This is a genomic window from Streptomyces sp. NPDC001002 (assembly GCF_053599215.1).
On sequence record NZ_JBSFLV010000071.1, the window covers coordinates 12,722 to 32,570 of the forward strand.

Below are 19,849 nucleotides of genomic sequence, written 5' to 3' on the forward strand. Positions count from 1 at the left end.
CAAGATCCTGGGCACCAACCCGCAGACGATCGGGCGCTGACTGGCAGCGGTACCTCGGGCACACGACCGGGACGGGCCTGCACGCGTGATCGGACAGTGAAGGACCCGCTGTGAAACGACATCTCACCGTCCTGTTTGCCCTCCTGATCTCCTTGCTCGCCGTGCAGGCGCCCGCCCATGCCGTCCCTACGGCGAGCAGTTCCGGCCGTGCCGACGCCACAGCCGCCTCGAAGCAGGTGCTGGGCCAGACGCCCTACATGGGCTGGAACACCTACTACGCGCTGGGTGGCGATCCGACCGAGTCGGAGGTCAGATCGGTGGCCGACTTCCTGGTCAGCAGCGGTCTGCGCGACTCCGGCTACCAGTACGTGTGGATCGACGGCAACTGGGCGGCACCGACCCCGCGCAGCGCGGCCGGTGATCTGGTGCCCAACCCGGCCCAGTTCCCGAACGGGCTGAAGCCGCTGGTCGACTACATCCACAGCAAGGGCCTCAAGGCGGGCATCTACACGGACGCCGGCCCCTACATCCCGGGCAAGTGCGGCCTCGGCAGCCACGGTTACTACCAGCGCGACGCGAACCAGTTCGCCGCCTGGAAGTTCGACGCCGTCAAGGTGGACTACCTCTGCGGGATCGCCGCGGACCTCGACCCCAAGACCGTCTACACCGAGTTCGCGAAGGCGCTGCGGAACAACTCCAGCGGCCGACCCATGCTCTTCAACCTCTGCAACCCGGTGACGTCTCCGGACTGGGGCAACTACCCGGAGTCGCAGCAGTCGACGAACTCCTGGTCGTACGCGCCCGCGATCGCGCAGTCCTGGCGGACGTACACGGACGTCGGCTTCGTCGGCGAGATCAAGTTCAAGGACGTACTGCGGAACTACGACGCGAACGCGCGGCATCCCGAGGTCGCCGGCCCTGGACACTTCAACGACCCGGACTACCTCGGACCCGAACTGGGGATGAGCGACGAGGAGTTCCGTACGCAGATGACGCTCTGGTCGGTGGCGGCCGCGCCGCTGGTGATCGGCAGCGACGTCCGCAAGCTCAGCAAGACCTCGCTCGGCATCCTTGAGGACCGCGATGTCCTCGCGATCAACCAGGACTCGGCCGGCGTCCAGGCCGTCCGCGTCGGCGCTGCCGGTACGACGGAGACCTGGGTGAAGCGGCTGGCCAACGGGGACCGGGCCGTGGTGCTGCTGAACCGGGGGGACACTCCGGCGACGCTGACCACGACCGCCAAGTCGGCCGGGCTGTCCGGGGGGCGGTTCACTCTCAAGAACGCCTGGACCAACCAGGTCACCGAGAGCGGCGGAACCATCAGTGCGGCCGTCCCGGCGCACGGCGCTGCCCTGCTCCGGGTCGGCCGGGCAACGGGCAAGCCCGGTGTTCCGCACGTCGTCGCCGGCCTGCCGCGGGTGACGAAGGTCGGCAGCGACGCGGTCACGGCGGGCGTGGCCCCGGTGGCCGCCGGCGGCGACCAGGCTCAGGTCGAGGTCAACGTCCGTAACGACGGGACGCGTTCGGTGTCCGACCCGCGGGTCGAGCTGAAGGTGCCCGCCGGGTGGACGGTCCGTGCGGCCGGCAAGACACCGAAGGTGCTGAAGCCGAACCGCTCCGCGAACGTGGCCTTCACCGTTACCCTCCCGGCCACCGCCGCACCCGGCAGCGCCGATCTGACCGCCACCACCTCGTACGAGGTGCCTGGCAAGGGGCGGCTGCGTCAGCAGACGACCACGGCGTTGACGGTGGCACCGGCGGCACCGAGCGGTGACGTCGTCCTGTCGCACCACGACTGGATCAGCGCCACCAGTGGATGGATGTCCCCGACGGTCGACCGGAGTGTCGGAGGCTGGACGGCGATCAGCATGCTCGGCCAGGAGTACCCGACCGGCATCGGAGTCGCCTCGCCCTCCACGATCCGCTACTACCTCGGCGACCGGTGCACCCGGCTGACCGCGACCGTCGGCATCGACGACGCGGTGCGCGACGTCGGCCCGGAGGGCGGCACGTCGACCTTCCAAGTCATCGGTGACGGCCGGGTGTTGTACGACAGCGGTGTGCTGAGCCGTGATGACGTCCGCCAGGCCGACATCGACCTGACCGGCGTCCGGGTGCTCGACCTGGTGGTCGGCGACGCCGGTGACGGCGGCTACAACGACCGCGCCAACTGGGCTGGCCTGAACGCCAGTTGCTGACTCGGTTCCGCCGCACCCGGGTGGTAGCTCACCTGGGTGCGGCGGATTCGCCGAGAGGTTCTGATGCTGTGGCGCGCGAGGCCACGATCAACGTGGTGGTGAGCTCGATGTGAGCCGCCAGCGCGGCCGCGGCGGAGTCCGAGTCGGCTTCGAGCGCGTGCCGGCAGATGGTGGCGTGTTCCTCCGCCGGATCGCGCGCGGCGTCGAACGGGTCGATCGCTTCCTGCCAACGGCGGTAGAGACAGGCGCTGCTCCGCAGTGCTGTCGCGATCGCGTAGAGCCGAGGGCTGCCGGACCCGGCGAGCAGGGCGTCGTGGAAGTCCGCGTGGGCGGCTTCCCACGCCGGGGTGACACGGGTCGGGGCGGACGCGTCGCGGCGAGGTGTGTCCGCGAGAGTGAAGTGGGTCGCGACGATCCGGGCACGCCACGCTCGGTCGCCCCGCTCGATGCCCCGCCGCAGGGCCAGGCACTCGATGTCCATCCGCGTCCGCGTGAGATCGAGCAGGTCGTCGACGGAGATCGGCATGACCTGGAAACCGACCTGCGGGCTGGCCAGCACGAGGCCCTGTTCGGCCAGTCGGCTGAGCACCTCGCGGACCAGCCCGACGCTGGCGTCGTACGCCTGGCACAGCGGCGTGAACTTGAGCCGCTCCCCCGGTGCGAAACGCCCGGCGAGGATGTCGGCCCGCAGCCGGGCGTGCACCTCGTCGGTACGGGTCTTCGCGCTGGTGGACATGGGGAGCAGGATACACAGATTCGATACAAGCCAAGATATTCGAATATCCATTGACACCTCGAACACCTTGAGCTCAGACTTCTGGCCCATGACCTCTACGACGAAGCGCACTGTCGTCATCACCGGTGGTGGCACCGGCATCGGCGCCGCCACCGCGGAACTGTTCGCCAAAACCGGCCACGACGTCACGATCACCGGTCGACGTGGCGACGTACTGGCCGACACCGCCGAGCGGTTGGGGGTGGCCCACGTCGCGTTCGACGCGGCCGACCCCGCCGCCGTACAGGCGGCGCTCGACCAATTGCCGACCACCGTCGACGTGTTGGTCAACAACGCCGGCGGCAACACCGACCGGCGCCGTCCGCCGGCCGCTCAAGGCGACCTCGCCGGCGTGGCCGACGCGTGGCGGGCCAACTTCGAGGCCAACGTGCTCACCACGGTCCTCGTCACCGAAGCACTCAAGCCACGGCTGGCGGACCGAGCGCGCATCGTCACCGTCGGGTCGATAGCGGCCAAGCAGGGATCCGGTTCGTACGGCGCGGCCAAGTCCGCCCTGGAAGCGTGGAACGTGGACGTCGCGAGGACGCTGGGTTCCCGCGGGATCACCGCCAACGTGGTGGCGCCGGGCGTCACCGCGGACACCGAGTTCTTCGCCGGCACCGTGTCCGAGGAGTGGATCGCCGAGCGGGTGTCCACCGCGTTCAACCGCCGGCCCGGCACCCCGGACGAGATCGCGGAGGCGATCTTCTTCCTCGGCCGACCCGACTCCGGCCACCTGACCGGCCAGGTGATCCACCTCAACGGCGGGGCCTACGCCGCGAGGTGACCACCTGCTGAACCCGTCCGTCTCCGTCAGGCCGTCACCTCCACCTGTCCGGTCAGTTCGATCGAGCGGCAGGAGCGGCCTACGAGCACGTCGAAGAGGCCCGGTTCGACGATGGTCCGCATCCGCTGGTCCACCAGGGCGAGTTCGCGCGGGGAGAGCGTCATCGCGACCGTGGTCGTCTCGCCCGGGGCGAGGTCGACCTTGGCGTAGCCGCGCAGCATGCGTTCGGGCAGGGACACCGACGCCAGACGGTCACGCAGGTAGAGCTGAACGACTTCCTGGCCGCGCCGGTCACCGGTGTTGGTGACGTCCACCCGGACCACCGTGCTCTGGTCCGCGCGGATGCGAGGGCGGGAGATCCGCAGGCGGGCGTAGGAGAAGGTGGTGTAGCTGAGGCCGAAGCCGAACTCGTACAGCGGCGAGGCGCTCAGTCCGACGTAGTCGCCGGCCTGCGCCCGCATACGCTTCTGGTCGTAGGTGAGCGGCAGTTGACCGACTCCGCGCGGCACCGTCACCGGGAGCCGTCCGCTCGGATTGACCTTGCCGAACAGCACCTCGGCGACGGCCCTCCCGCCGAACTCCCCCGGCAGGAACGCCTCGACGATCGCCGGCACATGCTCGGCGGCCCAGTTCACCGCGAGGGCGCGGCCGTTGACGAGGACGAGCACGACGGGCGTGCCGGTGGCGTGGACGGCCTCCAGCAACTCCTCCTGTACGCCGGTGAGTTCGAGGTCCGCCGCGTCCATCGACTCGCCGTCCGTACTGTCCGCACGGGTGAAGGACGTAGGCCGCTCCCCCAGGACGAGGACGGCGACGTCCGCGGCGCGGGCGGCGGCGACGGCGGCCGGGATGCCCGAGCGGTCGCCGCCCGTCACCTCGCACCCCTTGGCGTAGCGGACCGTCACGCCGTCCGGCGCGATGGCGCGCAGCGCGGCCAGGACCGTGGCCACGGGTGCGCCAGGCGGCCACGGGGTGTAGTCCCCCAGCAGATCGGCCACGTCGTCGGCGTTCGGGCCGATCACCGCGAGCCGGCGCACCGACGGGCCCAGCGGCAGCAGGTCGCCGCTGTTCTTCAACAGCACGATCGACTCGCGCGCGGCCCGCAGCGCCACCGCTTGGTGAGTCGCGTTGCGCACGGTCGCCTCGGCGCGGTCCGGGTCGACACGGGACCGGTCGAAGAGGCCCAGGCGGTACTTGAGGTTCAGGACCCGGCCGACCGCGCGATCGACCAGTCGCTCCGGGACCTCGCCCGCGCGCACCGCGGCGGCCAGTTCGCCCAGGTAGGCCTCCTCCCAGGTGATGCCGACGTCCACGCCGGCGGCCAGCGCCAGCGCCCCGGCCTGCCGCTGGTTCTCGGCGAGCCCTTCCGTCACCAGGGTGGTCAGGCCGCCGCCCTCGGCGATCACGACACCGGTGAAGCCCAGTTCGCCGCGCAGCACTTCGGTGAGCAGGAACCGCGAACCGTGCGTAGGGACACCGTCGATCGTCGACTGACAGGCCAGCGTCATCAGCGCGCCCTCCGCTCCGAAACCGGCCTGCCAGGGCGGCAAGTGCGTCTGGCGCAGCGCGCGTTCACCGATCTCGACCGAACTGCCCTCCAGGCCGCCGACGTTGGGCGTCTGCGCCGGGAAGTGACAGAGGGAGGCGGCGGCCCGGCCGGACCCGGCGGGGTCGGTGCCCTGCACCCCCTGCACGACGGCCGCGACCAGGCTCGCCACATGGAAAGGGTCCTCGCCGAAGAACTCGCACACCCGGCCCAGCCGCGGATCGCGGGTCAGTTCGGCGGGCAGGGTGTTCAGCACGTGGACGCCGACGCTGCGGGCCTCGGCGGCGACACAGGCGTACGCCTGTCGTACGAGGGCGGGGTTCCAGGTGGCGCCCATGCCGGGGCCCTCGGGGAAGATCGTCGCGCCGGGGGCGCTGAAGCCGTTGGTGCCCTCGGCGATCTGGAGCAGCGGGATGCCGAGGCGAGTGCCCGCGGCGATCTCTTGGAGACGGTTGGTGAGTTCGGCCTGCTGGCGGGGCGTACGGGGGTGTTCGACCGGGATCATGCCGCTCACGGTCTCGTTCATCAGCCCGAGGAATCCGCCGCCCGGACCGAGGAAGTCCCGCCAGGTCCCGGCGACGAAACGGGCCCGGTCCTCGTCGCTGGTGACCGGGGAATCGGGCGGGACCAGACCGGCGGGCAGCACTTGGGGGATGTTCAGCTGCGCGATCTTCTCGGGGAGGGTCATGCGGGCGAGGAGGGGTCTGACTCCGGGGTGCCAGCGGGATTCTTCGTCGGTGGCGGTGACGGGGGCGGGGGCGGAGGAGGTGGAGGCGGTCGCCGTGACAGTGACCGTCGCGGTAGTGGTGGCGGTGTCAGTCGTAGTGGTGGTGGCTTGGGCGGTCCGGGCCGTCCCCGCGGCGGTCGCGCCTGCCGCGGCGACTGCCGCCGAGCCGAGCAGACGGCGACGGCTCAGCGCGCCCCGGGCGGGCTCGGGGGTGTCGGTCATGACGTCCTCCTCCTGTGCGGGTTTCGTCCGGCGAGCGTAGGAATCGGGTCCTTCGCCAGGACACGGCCGGAGGTGGCTGACGGCATCGACCAAAGTCGTAGTCGCCGAAGACCTTGCGCCGATGCGCGCGCGGAGGGCGTCGGCGCAGGCTGGGACCATGAACACAGAGCGGACATCAGGAGCGGGAACGTCAGGAGCGGGTACGTCAGGAGCCGGAACGTCAGGAGCCGGACAGACCCGGGGCGACTATGTCGGCGCCACAGCGGACGAGTTGCGCGCGAAGACGGGCGCCGACCGGATCTCGGCCGGCATCAGCCAGAAGGTGCTCTTCCAGCGCCGCGGGATCATCACCCTCGACCAGGACCGGCTGGTGCTGGGCGGGTGGAGCGAGGGCACCGACCTGATCCTGCGCCGCGCCGAGATCACGAAGGTCGAGACACGGTTCACGGAGCTGTACGGCCGCTTCATCGGCGGTCTGCTGAACGCGGGCAAGCCGTTGATCCTGGACACGACCACGGTCGGTGAGATCTACCTGCTCATCGACCGCAAGGAGTTCATGGAGACGACCCGGGACCGGGAGTGGGAGCGACACATCACCACATGGCTGACGACCCCGGCCCCGACCTCCCGGGCCTGATTCCCTCGGCACTGACCGGCGGTCCCCGCACCGCGCGCGACCTCGTGGTCGACGCGCTGTGCGTGCTGCTGGCGGCAGGCCTCGCGGCCGTGGGCATCTGGCTGGACCCGACGTCGGACGGGATCCCGGTCGCCGTGGACGTCGTGGCGGGGGTGGCCGGAAGTGCCGCCCTGCTGTGGCGGCGACGGTTCCCGGTCCCCGTGGCGGTCGGCCTGATCGCGCTGTCCGTCGTCCTGCCCGTGGTCGGCGCGGCGAGTGCGATCGCCCTGTTCACGGTCGCGGTGCATCGGAGGGCGGCGGTCGCCGGCACGGTCACCGTGCCGGCGGTACTGTCCACGCCGCTGGAGTACCTGCTGCGGCCGGGCACGGCCGGGCCCGCCGGGACGCTCGGCGGTTCCGCCGGATCCGCGGCGCTCTGTCTGGCGCTGACCGGCTGGGGCGCGGTCGTCCGCGCCCGCCGTCAACTGGTGCTGGCCTGGGCTGATCGGGCCCGGCAGGCCGAGACCGAGCAGCGGTTGCGGGTCGAGCGGGTCCGCAGGGCCGAGCGCGAGCGGATCGCCCGCGAGATGCACGACGTGCTCGCGCACCGGCTGTCCCTGCTGAGCCTGCACGCGGGCGTGCTGGAGTACCGGCGCGGTCTGCCGTCGGAGAAGTTGGCCGAGACGGCGGCGGTGATCCGGTCCGGCGCCCATCAGTCGCTCAACGACCTGCGAGAGATCATCGGTCTGCTGCGCGCCCCGGACATCGAGCGCGACCGCCCACAGCCCACGCTCGCCGACCTGCCCGCGCTCGTGGAGGAGAGCCGTACGGCCGGGCTGTCCCTGGCATACGAGAACCTGCTGGACCCGGCGGCGGAGGTCCCCGAACAACTCGGCCGGACCGGATACCGGATCGTGCAGGAGGCGCTGACCAATGCCCGCAAACACGGGCCGGCGCGGGGCACGGTCCGCCTCGCGGTACGGGGCGGACCGGGTGAGGGCCTGACCATCGAAGCGGCGAACCGGCTGCGCCACTTCGGCGACGGGCCGGTTCCGGGCAGGACGCCGGGCTCCGGCGAAGAGACGGCGCTCGGCAAGGAGACGACCTTCGGCCACGGGACACCCACCACGCCCGTCCCCGGCAGCGGCACCGGTCTGGTCGGACTCGCCGAACGCGTGTCGCTCGCCCGGGGTCGGTTGAGCCACGGACCCACACGGGACGGCGAATTCAGGCTGACCGCGTGGCTACCCTGGGCGCCATGAGCACCACCGCCACCCAGGTACGGGTGCTGATCGTGGACGACGACCCGCTGGTCCGCTCCGGCCTCGTGAACCTGCTGGAGGGCGGCCCCGGTCTGGAGGTCGTCGGCGAGGCGGGCGACGGCGCCGAGGCGCTGACCGCCGCGGAACGGGCCGTACCGCCTGTAGACGTGGTCCTGATGGACATCCGCATGCCCCGCGTCGACGGCATCACCGCGACCGAGCGGCTCAGGTCGCTGCCCGTGCCTCCCCAGGTGCTGGTACTCACCGCCTTCGACACCGACGAGCAGGTACTGCGGGCGCTGCGCGCGGGCGCCGCCGGGTTCCTGCTCAAGGACACCCCGCCGGACCGGATCGTGTCCTGCGTGCACAGCGTCGCGGCCGGCGATCCGGTGCTGTCCCCGACCGCGGCCCGCCGTCTGTTCGACTACGTCGCCGACGACCCCGCCCCTGCCCGCCGCACCCGCGCCCGCACCGCGCTGGCGGCCCTCACCGCACGGGAGCGCCAGGTCGCCGAGGCCCTCGCCGACGGCCTCACCAACCAGGAGATCGCCGCGAGCCTGCACATGAGCGTCGCCACGGTGAAGGCCCACGTCACCCGCCTCCTGCGGGAACTCGGCCTCAACAACCGCACGCAGGTGGCGCTGCTGGCGTACGACGCACGCGCCGACCGCTGAGGCGCGTGGGGCACGTGCGCGGCACCGGGATCGGGATCGGGATCGGGATCGGGATCGGGATCGGGCGACGATAAGAGGCCCGTTTGTTCTGCTCGGCTGTTCTGCTTGGCTGTTCTGCTCGGCCGGGGTGTGGCAGGCCATACCTCAGCTGGATGGCGTACCTCAGTGACCTGGGGATCGACGGCGCGACATCGTGATCGGCATGACCAGGGGCCCGCCGATCACCACGGGGATCGGGCGCTGCCCCATGCCCGATCGAGCCGAAGGATTCTCCATGCGCACTCATGACGCCCTGTCGCGACCAGCGGAGGTGCCCCGTCGGGCCCTGGCTGTGCTCGTCGCCCTTGCGGTGGCGCTCGGCGCCGCCTTCGTCCTTGCCCCGAGCAGGCTGGCGGCGAACGGATCGGACAGCGGGTTCGCAGAGCAGCACGACCTGGTCGATGCCCTGCGTCCGGCGTTCATCGAGTACTGGAGGTCCGGGGACCGGGGATTCCCGGCAGACCTGGAGCGGGTTGTCGACTACTGGTTCCGCTTCCACGTCGTCAAAGCCGTACTCGCCGCGGCCCTGCTGATCGTGTTCGTCGCACTCGGCATCCTGCTCTGGAAGACGTTCCTGAGGTCCAGTGGTCCCGGAGCCCGAGGCAGGGTCGCGCTCGCTTCGGGCGCTGTCGTCGTCAGCGTGCTCGCGCTGGTGTCGCTGGCGGCAGTGATGGCGAACGTCCAGGGTGCGATAGCCCCCTTCTCCTCGTTGACGTCGATGCTGCCGCTCGGCACACCCGGCGGCCAACTCGCCGGTGCGATCGACCAGATCAGGCAGGGCCTGGCCAACTACCCGAGCACGGGCGGGCAGAACGCGGTCGCCCTTCAGGTGATGGTCGACGACTTCGGCCTCTACCACGCGGTGCTGGCCGTGATGGCTTCCGTCGTGGCGGTCGTCCTGATCGGCCTGAGCGTGCTGGCGTGGTGGAGGTTCGCCGCGCCAGACGCTTCCGGCGGCACGGGGTTCGACGGGCGAACGCGACGCACCATGCGGTGGTTCGGTCTGCTGTCGGCCCTGCTGGCGTTCGCAGTGATCGTCGTCGCGGTGGCCAACACGGGCACCGCGGCAGACCCCGCGCCAGCCCTCCTCGACTTCTACAAGGGCGGTTGGTGACGAGCCTCGTGACGGATCAGCCGGATTGACCGGATAAACCAGCTAGACCAGGTCGCCCGGATCAGGATCCGCGGTAGGCCAGGACAGCGAGAACCCGGCGATGCTGAGTGTCGTCGGGCGGCAGGCCGAGCTTGGCGAAAACGTTGCCGATGTGCTTCTCCACCGCACTGTTGGAGAGCGCCAGTTGCCGGGCGATGGCGGTGTTGGAATGGCCCTCGGCCATCAGGGCCAGGAGCTGCCGCTCGCGTGCGGTGAGTGTCTCCAGCGGGGCCTTACGGCGCTGCCCCGCCAGCAGTTGGGCGACGACCTGCGGGTCCAGCACCGTCGCGCCACGGGCGACCCGGTCCAGGGCGTCGAGGAACTCCTCCACTTTGGCGACCCGGTCCTTCAGCAGGTAGCCGACCGCGCCGGAGCCTTCCGCGAGCAACTCGGCGGCGTAGGACTCCTCGACGTACTGGCTCAGCACCAGTACGGGGCTGCCGGGCAGTTGCGCGCGGGCGCTGATCGCCGCACGCAGGCCCTCGTCCGTATGGGTCGGCGGCATGCGTACGTCGACGACCGACACGTCCGGGCGGTGGGTGAGCACCGCTTCGACCAAGGCGGGACCGTCACCGACGGCCGCCACCACCTGGTGTCCGTCGTCGGTGAGCAGGCGGACCAGGCCTTCACGCAGCAGGACCGCGTCATCGGCCAGGACGATCCGCAGCGGCCTGCGAGGGGCGTTGTCCTGTGGTGCTTCGGCAGCTGTCCGGGGATCCGTTCCGGCCGAGTCCGAGGTCAGGGACATGGGAGCTCTCCGGTGATCGTCGTCGGGCCGCCGTCCGGGCTGGCTGTCCGCAGCCGACCGCCGAGCGCGTGGAGTCTGTCGTCCAAGCCCCGCAGGCCGTGTCCTTTGGCGACGGCGGCACCGCCCAGGCCGTCGTCCGTCACCCAGACCCGCAGCACACCCTCGCCGTGACGCATTCCGATGGTGCACCGGTGGGCGTGGCTGTGTTTGGCCACGTTGGTCAGGGCCTCGGAGACCACGAAATACGCGGCCGTCTCGACCGCGGGTTCCGGCCGACGGTCCAGGGGGCCGAGGTCGAGATCGGCGGGTACGACGCAGCGGGCGCCCAGCGCGGAGAGCGCCGCGTGCAGACCTCGGTCGGCGAGGATCGGCGGGGCGATGCCGCGGGACAGGGCCCGTAGCTCCTCCAGCGTCTCCTGAGCCTGGGCGATCGCGTCGGCGAGTGCTTCCCGTGCGGTGTCCGGCCTGGCGTCGAAGTGGTGCTGGGCGCGGCCCAGTTCCATCGACAGGCGGACCAGACGCTGCTGGGGTCCGTCGTGAATGTCGCGTTCGAGTCGGCGCAGGGCTGCCGCCTCGGCCGTCACCGCGGCGAGGGTCTGTGCGCGGGCGGTGTCCCGCTCCTGCTCAAGGCCGCTGATCCTGCGGTGCAGCGCCGACAGGTCGGACAGCAGCGCCTTCCCCAGCCCGGCCTGAGCGGCGAGGCACACGCGCGTCACCAACGGCAGGGTGGCCAGCACGAAGAGGCCGAACGCGACGGCGAAGGTGACCCGCTCGTCCGGCGAAGTCAGCCCCAGACTCAAGGAGATGTGGGATTCCGAACCGCCCAGATAGAGATTCATCGGCCGCAACGACCCAGGCGCCGCGTACGGGTTGCGCACGGGACACGTGACGGCAGCCAGGCCGACGAACCACCACAACGCCGTCACCACCGACGTGACCACGACGACGGGGAGCACCAGCACCGTGTGCACCAGGTCCAGCCACAGCCCCGGGTCGGACGCGGCGGATGCCTCTCCTTGCCGCCGACGCACGCCGTGCACCTCACTGTCGCGGAACCGCACGAAGCCGATCCGCCATCGCTCCAAGTCGGCGGGCCACCGCGCCAGTTCGGCAGCAGCGCCCCTGACCGGCAACCTGCTCGGCAGCAGCAGACCAGCCACGCCGAGACACAAGGCGCTGAGCACCAGCACGAGTCCGAATGCGGCAGTCACCGGCGCGGTCAGCAGATACAACGAGTCCGCAAGCGTTCGGCGCCCCAAGCGCACCGCGAACCGGCCACCCGACCGCCACCGACCCGAGGCCACGCCCACGTTCACGCCCGTGACCACGGAAGACATCGAGTCAGCCATGCGCCCAGCCTAATCATGAGCGAACGGCGGCATCTCATTCGCGCGATGAAGGCGGCATGAGTTGGTCGCTGCGAAACTCCCAACTCCCCTACAGTCATTGCATGTTGAGCCGCGCGCACGCGTGAACCGGCTAAGCTCCAAGCAGCTCCGCACGTCGTCGGCGCCCACGAAACCGGCACCACGAATCCGGGAACCGTCGGATGCCCGAGTGGCATCGGTACAGGGGCGAGTACACGGTGACTGGGCAGTTCCCCTCGCGGCACGGGATACGGCGAGCACCGGACGACCACCGGACAAGGGGCGGGATCGTGGCGTATGCGAGAGGCCTGCACTTATGCGGTGCCTTGGTGATGTGCGGCTTACTGGTGACCGGCTGCACGGACGGCGAAAGCGGCGGCGATAAGAAGGCCGGGGCGGCAGCGAACTCAAAGATAGGCGGGGACGCATCGCCCACCGCCTCGCCGACCTCCGAAACCGATCCCGCAAAGCAGCCGAAGACCGCGAACCAAGCGCGGGCGCTCATCGGGAAGGTGATCGCCGGTCCCGAGTTGTTCGGGCGTCAGGCGGTACGGGCGACACCGTACGAGAGCGACCCCAGTCGCTGGGCGGTGCTCGGTGACGGCTGTGCCTGGCGGCTGGCGGACTTACCCGCGGGCGTACTGGCCACGCTGACCCGGCACTTCGAAGTGCCCGCCGATGGTGCCAAGGGGCCGGTGCGGCTGTCGGCCACGGTCACCGTGCACCGCACGGCGCTTGAGGCGGCCTGGGAGCAGGCCGGAATGCTGGAGGAGTCCCTCGGCTGCACGGAGGAGTTGCTGCGGCCGGGTGAGCGGCTGACGCAACTGAGCTCGACCGCGTTCGCGCGGGGTGAGGGACTCAACGGCTACAGCGACGAGTTCCTTGAGGAGACGGGCCTGTGCGTGAGTGACTCCCGCGGCGGCCCGTACCCGTACCTGTGGGACCAGGCCACGTTGGGCTCCGTGGTGGTCAGCACCTCTGTCTGCGGCGGCCGGGGACGTGCCCCGGACGAACTGTCGGCCCTCGTCCAGAGCGCGCTGCCCAAGATGCTGGTGCGCGCGAAGTCCGAATTGGGGGGCCTCGACGGGGCGGGATCCGCCTCGCCCGAGCCGGATGCCTCGGGCGGCGAGAGCGCGTCGACGCCGAAGACTGCGTCGGCCCCTCAAAGGGGTGCGTGATGGAGCGGCTGCTTCCTTCCGATCCCTCCCACCTCGGCGGTCACCGGCTCCTCGGACGACTCGGCGCGGGCGGCATGGGTGTGGTGTATCTGGCCCGTACCGAGGCCGGGGACCTGGCCGCGGTGAAGGTGATCCAGCCGGAGTACGCCGACCGGGCGGAGTTCCGGGCCCGGTTCCGGCGCGAGGTGGTCTCCGCCCGGCGGGTGGACAGCCCTTGGGTGGTGCCGGTGGTGGGCGCCGACACCGAGGCGGAGGCACCGTGGCTGGCCACGGCCTTCGTGCCCGGTCCGTCGCTGGCCGAGGCGGTGATGGCCTGCGGGCCGCTGCCGACGCGCGCGGTGCGCGTTCTGGGCAAGGTGCTGGCGCGCGCCCTGGCCGCTGTGCACGAGGCCGGTCTGGTGCACCGGGACGTCAAGCCCGGCAACATCCTGCTCGCCTTGGAAGGGCCGCGGCTCATCGACTTCGGCATCGCGCGGCCCACGGCCGGCGAGGAGACGGAACTGACCTCGGACAGCGTGGTGGTGGGCACCCCCGGTTTCCTCTCCCCCGAGCAGGCGCGGGCCCTGGAGGTCGGTCCGCCGAGTGACGTGTTCTCGCTCGGCTGCGTGCTGACGTACGCGGCCACCGGCCGGCTTCCGTTCGGCACCGGCACGCCGGACGCGCTGCTCTACCGGACCGTCCATGACACGCCGGAGCTGGACGGCGTCGACGACGCCGAACTGCGCACGCTGCTTCAGCGGTGCCTGGACAAGGAGCCCACGGCCCGGCCCACCGCGGCCGAGGTCGACACCGAACTCGTGGAGGACGCCCCGGCCGACTCCATCGACTGGCTGCCCGACGCGGTGGTCACCATGGTCGCCGACCGGTCCGCCGAGATGCTGGCCCTGCCGGGCATCGAACCGACCGAGATCTCCGCCGGCACCGAGCCGGACACCGAGGCCCGCCCGCCGGGGCGCCGCCGGGTCCTGGCTCTGGCCGCGGGCGGTGCGGCTCTGCTCGCGGCGGGCGGCGGCGCTGCCCTGTGGGCGGTGCTGGGAGGCGACGACGAGCAGGACCCGGTGGCGCGGTCCACCGGTCCACGCTGGGTGCTGGGCGTCCAGGCGGACTTGACCGGACCGCAGCGGGAGGCCGGGACGGCACAGGAGCGCGCCGCACGGTTGGCGGTGGAGCAGTTCAACTCCCGTAGGACCAAGCCGTTCACGCTCGCCCTGCGGGTGGTGGACGACCGTGGTGAGTCGGCCCGGGCGGAGCAGGTGGCCCGTCAACTGACCAGAGAGAGCGATGCGTTGGCCGTCCTCGGTCCCACGGGCTACACCTCGGCACAGGCCGCGCTGGAGGTCTACGAGGCGGCCGGGATGTCGGTGCTGACCGTGTCCGAACTCTCCTTCAGCGCCGCGACCTCGGCCCTGCTGGCCGAGCCGAAGGCGTACTTCCGTACCGCGCCCATGGCCGGCTTCACCGTCTACAACAGCGTCATCGCCCTGACCTCCCAGGGCTCCCGCCGCCCGGGTCTGCTGATCGACCGTGCGGGGCGGGCCACCGGCATGGAGTCCGCACAGATCGTCCGCGACACGGCCCGCGCCCGCGAAGTCGGCGTGTACACCAGGGTCGTACCCGCCGCCGCGCCGGACCCGTCCGTGGTAATCGCCGACATGCTCGCCCACGGCGTCGACGGCTTCTTCTGCACCGGCACTCCCGAACGCGCCGCCACGGTCGCCCGCGCCCTGGCCGCGCGGGGATTCAAGGGACCGCGGTTCCTGGACGCGCCCACGGCCACCGCCTCCTTCATCACCGCGGCAGGGGACGCGGCCGACGGCTGGCAGACCCTGACCTCGTACATCAGCCCGGACGCCGCGCCCGTACGCGCCTTCGCCACCGCCTACCGGAAGCGGTACGGCAGCGCGCCGGGCATCTGGGCCCCGGAGGCGTACGACACCGCGCGCTTGGTCGCCGACCGGCTCACCGCCCTGGCCGGGCAGGGTGTGCGACGTCCGAGCCGTGCGCAGGTCGCCAAGGCCCTCGCCCAGGCCCGCTTCAAGGGGCTGAGCACGACCTACGCGTTCGACAAGAGCAACGAGCTCACCGTGCAGCCGGTCCACCACTACCGGGTCGAGGGCGGCCGGTTCGCGTACGTCGGCACGCTGCCCACCTCCTGACGGCGGCGGGAGCGGGCGATGCGTGCGTTACGGGCCGAGGACCCCGAGGCGCTCGGCGGGCATCGGCTGCTCGCCCGGCTCGGAGCCGGTGGCATGGGCACGGTCTATCTGGCCCGTGCCACCGACGGGGCGCTGCTCGCCGTGAAGATGATCCGCGCCGAGTACGCCGCGGATCCCGCCTTCCGGGCCCGTTTCCGGCGCGAGGTACGGCTGGCCACCGGGCTCACCGCCCGCTGGGTGGTACCGGTGACGGCCGCCGACACCGAGGCGCGCGAGCCGTGGCTGGCCACCGCCTTCGTGCCCGCCCCGTCACTGGCGGAGGCGGTCGAGGGACACGGCCCGCTGCCCGCGCACACCGTCGTCGTACTCGGCGCGTGTCTGGTGCAGGCGCTGGCCGAGGTGCACGCGGCGGGCCTGGTCCACCGCGACGTCAAACCCGCCAACATCCTGCTCGCCCGCGACGGGCCCCGCCTGATCGACTTCGGCATCGCCCAAGGCGCCGGCACCACCGCACTGACCGCCCCCGAGGCGGTCATCGGCACCCCCGGCTATCTCTCCCCCGAACAGGCCCTGCCCCATGAGGGCGAGGTGGGCCCGCCCAGCGACGTCTTCTCCCTCGGCTGCGTGCTGGCGTACGCGGCCACCGGCCGACGGCCGTTCGGCACCGGCGACGCGGCAGCGGTCCTGTACCGCACCGTCCACGAGAGCCCCGACCTCACCGGCCTCGACCGGCTCCTGCCGCCCCCGGCGTACGAAGCAGTCACCCGGTGCCTGGCCAAAGACCCCCACCACCGACCCACGGCCGCCGAACTCCGTGACATGTTCGAGGCGATGACCGCCCGAGCCGGCCAGGCGCCGGGCGAAGCGCAGCAGCACAGCACGAGTCGGGCCGCCGATCCCCATCGGCAGGCGGACTGGCTGCCGCCCGAGGTGCTGCGCCTGGTGGCCGACCGTTCCGCTCGCGCCCTCAACCCGCCGCCGCGCCCACCGGTCAGGACCGCCCCGCAGCCATCACCCGCGGAGCCGGTACGAAGGCTGCCTCGTCGCCGCGTTCTCGCGATCGGCGGGCTGGCGATCGCCGCCTCGGGCACCGGCGCCGCCGTACTGCTGAACCGACGGAACACCGCGACGGCGGCCGACACTCCACCCAAGGTGACGACGCACACCATCGGCTTCCAAGCCGACCTGACGGGGCTTCAGAAAAACACCGGAACAGCCCAGGAACGCGGGGCCGCACTCGCCGTCGCCACCCACAACACGCGCGCCGACGCTCCCTTCCGTCTCGCCCTGGCCACGTACGACGACCGAGGCGAGAGCGCACGGGCGAAAGACGCGGCGCGCAGCCTGCTCGCCCGCTCCACCGTCCGCGCGATCATCGGCCCCACCACGGCCGCTGCCGCGCGCGCCGCGGGTCCGCTCTACGCGGCCGCGTCGACGCCGTTCGTGCTCGTGTCGGTCGACGCCGACGAGGCCGGGCTGTCCACGGTCTCCCTTCGGCGCACCATGTGCTCGACCAGAGCACCGAGTTCCGAGCGCGCCCTGTCGGTCATCCTCTACCTGACCCGGGTGCATTCCACGCGCCGTACCGCCGTCATCGAGGACCGGGCCGCGGGAGAGACGGCCTGGAACATCAGCCACTACATCAGCGAGAACCCGCCCGGTCAGGGCACGGTCACCATCCACACCGTGGCAGCCGGAACCTCCGACTTCCGCCCGGCCGTCGCCCAGGCCCTTGCCACCGACCCGCAGGCCGTCGTCCACGCCGGCACCTCCCCGAGCCGAGCCGCGGCCTGCGCCCGCGCCCTGGCGGCGGCCGGATTCATCGGTCCCCGCATGGGATTCGAGCCGGTTCTGCGTCCGGCTTTTCTCACCGCGGCGGGCGACGCGGCCGAGGGCTGGATCTGCGAAGCCCCGTACACGGAACCGGAATCGACCGGGACGAAGGCGTCCAAGCAGTTCACCGCCGCCTACCGGAAACGCTACGGCCAGGCACCAGGACGCTGGGCCGCCGAGGCGTACGACGCCGTCGGCCTGATCGCCCGTGCCCTCGACGCGCTCGGGAGCGGCGCGGGAATCGAACCCGGCCAGGTCGCCGAACGGCTCTTCCGCACGTCCTACGACGGCGTGGCCAAGCCGATCCGCTTCACCCAGGACGCCATACACACGCTCAACGCGGAGAACGCGAGCTTCCTCTACCAGGCCAGGGGCGGGGCTTTCCGGTTCCTGGGGCGGTACGACCAGGTGGGGTGAGCGACGGCGGCTCATCTTCGTAGCACCCGCAGCGGCTGTGGGCTGCTCCGGATCGACAACTTGGCGGACCGCTGGGGGACGACCGACATGTACTCCTAGCCTCACCAAAGGATCAGGTTCCACCCGCTCCGATCCCGCTCGCCAGGCGGACCTACCCCTCGTCCGTGGAAGCGGCCGGACGTCCCGCGTACCGGCTACGCATCCCGTCACTCGCCGCAGGCCCCGCCGTGAAGACGTACGCGTCACTGTCGTCGAGGCGAAGACCGGTCCTGGCGTCGACGACCACGGGCTCGACCTCCTGACCGCTGTTCGCGTCGACGAGGATCATGCTCCGCTCCCCCGGCGCCAGGCGGGAGTTGCCCCACGCGGCCAGGGCCACGATCACCGGGCGCAGGGAGCGGCCGAGTTCGGTCAGTACGTACTCGTGGCGCACGGGGTTGGTCTGGTAGGGCCTGCGCTCCAACAGCCCGTCCGCGACCAGGGTCTTGAGCCGGGTGGTGAGCATGCTGGAGGAGATGCCGAGGCTGTCCTGGAACTGGTCGAAGCGGGTGTAGCCGTCGAAGGCGTCGTGCAGGATCAGCAGCGTCCACCACTCGCCGACGTGTTCCACCGTCGTGGACAGCGGGCACTCCCGGTCCTCCAGCCTGATCCGACTTGCCACGGTGGCCATCCCCTCAGTTACTGCTAAAGTCGAAGTTAGTAGCTTCTATTTTAGCAGCAACACGGGAGCGGTGCTTTGCGTGCCCGCGCCCTGGAACGGAGCACAGCGTGAGCACACCCAACGGCGAGTCCCTCGAAGGCCGACGCGCTCTGGTCACCGGCGGCACCAAAGGCACCGGAGCCGCGATCGCCCGACGACTCGCCGACGCCGGCGCCACCGTGCTGGTCACCGCCCGCAGCCGCCCCGACGACGTCGAGGAGAAGACGTTCATCGGCGCCGACCTGTCCAGAGCGGACGGTGCCTCCTACGTCGCCTCCGAGGTGGACGCCCGCTTGGGTGGCGTCGACATCCTGGTCAACACCCTTGGCGGCTCCGCGGCACCGGCAGGAGGGTTCGCCGCGCTCGGCGACGACGACTGGGCAAGGGAGTTGGACACCAACCTGCTGGCCGCCGTCCGCCTGGACCGCACCCTCCTCCCCCACATGATCACCACGGGCAAGGGCGCGGTCGTGCACGTCACCTCCATCCAGCGCCGCCTGCCGCTGTGGAACGGCACCCTGGCCTACGCCGCCGCCAAGGCCGCCCTGACCACCTACAGCAAGGGCCTGGCCAACCAACTCGCCCCGCACGGCGTCCGCGTCAACACCGTCTCGCCCGGCTTCGTCCAGACCTCGGCGGCCGAGCATCTCGTCGCCCGGATCGCCCACGAGGCCGACATCAGCCAGGAAGCGGCGCTGGACCGGCTCATGGACTCCCTGGGCGGCATCCCGCTCGGCCGCCCCAATCGGCCCGAGGAGGTCGCCGAACTCGTCGCCTTCCTCGTCTCCGACCGCGCCTCGGCCATCGTCGGCGCCGAACACGTCATCGACGGCGGAACCACCCCCACCGTCTGAACCCACCACCACCCTCAGGAGCGTCATGTACGACAACCAGCCCCGGACCATCAACCCCGACGACCTGCCCGAGGTGATCACGCGCTACCTCACGGCGCACCGCGCCCATGACACGGCCACCGCGATCACGACGTTCGCCGCCGACGCCACTGTGATCGACGACGGCAAGACCTACCAAGGCGGCGCAGCGATCGAGGGGTGGCTGGACCGAGCCGCCACCGAATTCACGTACACCATCCAGCTCACGGCCGCCGAACAGACCGACGCCGCCCACTACATCGCCACGCACCACCTCGAAGGCAACTTCCCCGGCGGCACCGTCGATCTCCACTACCGGTTCACACTGCGCGGCGACCTCATCGAGCACCTCGTCATCGAACCCTGAGCCGGCCCCTACGCGGCACGACCGACCAAGGTCCCAGCTGCGGCGCTTAGTTCATGTCTTGATTTAAATCGTGAGGTCCACCCTTCGCAAGCCTTCGGGAAGCGCAACCTTTCCCGACCTCACTTCCGCCGGATCCCTTGACACCTTGCTGACATGCCCTCAACACTCCTCGGCGGGAGAGCGCTCTCCCACACCGTTCTCCCACCGTCTCC

The 19,849-nt window shown here is 71.2% G+C and carries 16 protein-coding genes; 11 read left to right on the forward strand and 5 right to left on the reverse strand.

All coding sequences use genetic code 11. The features are described 5' to 3' along the window. Positions 1–110 precede the first annotated feature (110 nt). Positions 111–2,198 carry an NPCBM/NEW2 domain-containing protein gene (locus tag ACWDR3_RS28525; RefSeq protein ID WP_450355433.1) on the forward strand — a complete coding sequence of 696 codons (2,088 nt, stop codon included), beginning with the start codon at positions 111–113 and terminating at the stop codon, positions 2,196–2,198. 28 nt (positions 2,199–2,226) lie between these two features. On the opposite strand, the gene ACWDR3_RS28530 is transcribed toward ACWDR3_RS28525, so the two are convergent. Continuing rightward, a complete protein-coding gene (locus ACWDR3_RS28530; protein WP_450355434.1) occupies positions 2,227–2,934 on the reverse strand; it encodes a GntR family transcriptional regulator in 708 nt (235 codons plus the stop codon). A gap of 88 nt (positions 2,935–3,022) precedes the next feature. Between ACWDR3_RS28530 and ACWDR3_RS28535 the strand changes: the two genes are divergently transcribed. Beyond that, positions 3,023–3,760, forward strand: coding sequence for an SDR family NAD(P)-dependent oxidoreductase (locus ACWDR3_RS28535; RefSeq protein WP_450355435.1), 738 nt, complete (start codon positions 3,023–3,025; stop codon positions 3,758–3,760). A 26-nt stretch (positions 3,761–3,786) separates the two neighbouring features. On the opposite strand, the gene ACWDR3_RS28540 is transcribed toward ACWDR3_RS28535, so the two are convergent. Continuing rightward, positions 3,787–6,255, reverse strand: a complete 2,469-nt coding sequence (locus ACWDR3_RS28540; RefSeq protein WP_450355436.1) for a glycoside hydrolase family 3 C-terminal domain-containing protein — start codon at positions 6,253–6,255, stop codon at positions 3,787–3,789. 157 nt (positions 6,256–6,412) lie between these two features. Between ACWDR3_RS28540 and ACWDR3_RS28545 the strand changes: the two genes are divergently transcribed. The 4 genes from ACWDR3_RS28545 to ACWDR3_RS28560 all read left to right on the forward strand — a co-directional run bounded on the left by ACWDR3_RS28545 (position 6,413) and on the right by ACWDR3_RS28560 (position 9,960). Beyond that, a complete protein-coding gene (locus ACWDR3_RS28545) occupies positions 6,413–6,892 on the forward strand; it encodes a hypothetical protein (RefSeq protein WP_450355437.1) in 480 nt (159 codons plus the stop codon). After that, a complete protein-coding gene (locus ACWDR3_RS28550; RefSeq protein WP_450355438.1) occupies positions 6,856–8,133 on the forward strand; it encodes a sensor histidine kinase in 1,278 nt (425 codons plus the stop codon). Before ACWDR3_RS28545 ends, ACWDR3_RS28550 begins: the two co-directional genes overlap by 37 nt. Next, positions 8,130–8,807 (forward strand): response regulator transcription factor, encoded by a 678-nt coding sequence (locus ACWDR3_RS28555; RefSeq protein ID WP_450355439.1) that lies wholly within the window; start codon positions 8,130–8,132, stop codon positions 8,805–8,807. Before ACWDR3_RS28550 ends, ACWDR3_RS28555 begins: the two co-directional genes overlap by 4 nt. Positions 8,808–9,081: 274 nt before the next feature. After that, entirely contained in the window at positions 9,082–9,960 is an 879-nt protein-coding gene (locus ACWDR3_RS28560; protein WP_450355440.1) for a hypothetical protein, read from the forward strand. A gap of 61 nt (positions 9,961–10,021) precedes the next feature. On the opposite strand, the gene ACWDR3_RS28565 is transcribed toward ACWDR3_RS28560, so the two are convergent. Next, on the reverse strand, positions 10,022–10,666 hold the full coding sequence (locus ACWDR3_RS28565) for a response regulator transcription factor (RefSeq protein WP_450355460.1): 645 nt from the start codon (positions 10,664–10,666) through the stop codon (positions 10,022–10,024). Between the two features lie 71 nt (positions 10,667–10,737). Beyond that, positions 10,738–12,096: a sensor domain-containing protein gene (locus ACWDR3_RS28570; protein WP_450355441.1), complete on the reverse strand. Its 1,359-nt coding sequence runs from the start codon at positions 12,094–12,096 to the stop codon at positions 10,738–10,740. A 530-nt stretch (positions 12,097–12,626) separates the two neighbouring features. Between ACWDR3_RS28570 and ACWDR3_RS28575 the strand changes: the two genes are divergently transcribed. Genes ACWDR3_RS28575 through ACWDR3_RS28585 form a run of 3 tightly spaced genes read left to right on the forward strand, consistent with a single transcriptional unit; the run spans position 12,627 to position 17,698 of the window. Continuing rightward, entirely contained in the window at positions 12,627–13,292 is a 666-nt protein-coding gene (locus tag ACWDR3_RS28575; protein WP_450355442.1) for a hypothetical protein, read from the forward strand. Beyond that, positions 13,292–15,448 carry a bifunctional serine/threonine-protein kinase/ABC transporter substrate-binding protein gene (locus tag ACWDR3_RS28580; protein ID WP_450355443.1) on the forward strand — a complete coding sequence of 719 codons (2,157 nt, stop codon included), beginning with the start codon at positions 13,292–13,294 and terminating at the stop codon, positions 15,446–15,448. Before ACWDR3_RS28575 ends, ACWDR3_RS28580 begins: the two co-directional genes overlap by 1 nt. Before the next feature lie 18 nt (positions 15,449–15,466). Further along, positions 15,467–17,698: a bifunctional serine/threonine-protein kinase/ABC transporter substrate-binding protein gene (locus ACWDR3_RS28585; protein WP_450355444.1), complete on the forward strand. Its 2,232-nt coding sequence runs from the start codon at positions 15,467–15,469 to the stop codon at positions 17,696–17,698. Between the two features lie 151 nt (positions 17,699–17,849). Here ACWDR3_RS28585 and ACWDR3_RS28590 read toward each other — a convergent pair whose 3' ends face one another. Then, positions 17,850–18,368: a winged helix-turn-helix transcriptional regulator gene (locus tag ACWDR3_RS28590; protein WP_450355445.1), complete on the reverse strand. Its 519-nt coding sequence runs from the start codon at positions 18,366–18,368 to the stop codon at positions 17,850–17,852. 98 nt (positions 18,369–18,466) lie between these two features. On the opposite strand from ACWDR3_RS28590, the gene ACWDR3_RS28595 reads away from it, so the two are divergent. Next, a complete protein-coding gene (locus ACWDR3_RS28595) occupies positions 18,467–19,252 on the forward strand; it encodes an SDR family oxidoreductase (protein ID WP_450355446.1) in 786 nt (261 codons plus the stop codon). 25 nt (positions 19,253–19,277) lie between these two features. Continuing rightward, positions 19,278–19,637 (forward strand): nuclear transport factor 2 family protein, encoded by a 360-nt coding sequence (locus ACWDR3_RS28600; RefSeq protein WP_450355447.1) that lies wholly within the window; start codon positions 19,278–19,280, stop codon positions 19,635–19,637. Positions 19,638–19,849 lie beyond the last annotated feature (212 nt).

Bases quoted from the DNA above. Each gene is read 5' to 3' on its own strand.
- ACWDR3_RS28530 (WP_450355434.1), bottom strand. From the start codon at position 2,934: ATGTCCACCAGCGCGAAGACCCGTACCGACGAGGTGCACGCCCGGCTG.
- ACWDR3_RS28535 (WP_450355435.1), top strand. From the start codon at position 3,023: ATGACCTCTACGACGAAGCGCACTGTCGTCATCACCGGTGGTGGCACC.
- ACWDR3_RS28540 (WP_450355436.1), bottom strand. From the start codon at position 6,255: ATGACCGACACCCCCGAGCCCGCCCGGGGCGCGCTGAGCCGTCGCCGT.
- ACWDR3_RS28545 (WP_450355437.1), top strand. From the start codon at position 6,413: ATGAACACAGAGCGGACATCAGGAGCGGGAACGTCAGGAGCGGGTACG.
- ACWDR3_RS28550 (WP_450355438.1), top strand. From the start codon at position 6,856: ATGGCTGACGACCCCGGCCCCGACCTCCCGGGCCTGATTCCCTCGGCA.
- ACWDR3_RS28555 (WP_450355439.1), top strand. From the start codon at position 8,130: ATGAGCACCACCGCCACCCAGGTACGGGTGCTGATCGTGGACGACGAC.
- ACWDR3_RS28560 (WP_450355440.1), top strand. From the start codon at position 9,082: ATGCGCACTCATGACGCCCTGTCGCGACCAGCGGAGGTGCCCCGTCGG.
- ACWDR3_RS28570 (WP_450355441.1), bottom strand. From the start codon at position 12,096: ATGGCTGACTCGATGTCTTCCGTGGTCACGGGCGTGAACGTGGGCGTG.
- ACWDR3_RS28580 (WP_450355443.1), top strand. From the start codon at position 13,292: ATGGAGCGGCTGCTTCCTTCCGATCCCTCCCACCTCGGCGGTCACCGG.
- ACWDR3_RS28585 (WP_450355444.1), top strand. From the start codon at position 15,467: ATGCGTGCGTTACGGGCCGAGGACCCCGAGGCGCTCGGCGGGCATCGG.
- ACWDR3_RS28590 (WP_450355445.1), bottom strand. From the start codon at position 18,368: ATGGCCACCGTGGCAAGTCGGATCAGGCTGGAGGACCGGGAGTGCCCG.
- ACWDR3_RS28600 (WP_450355447.1), top strand. From the start codon at position 19,278: ATGTACGACAACCAGCCCCGGACCATCAACCCCGACGACCTGCCCGAG.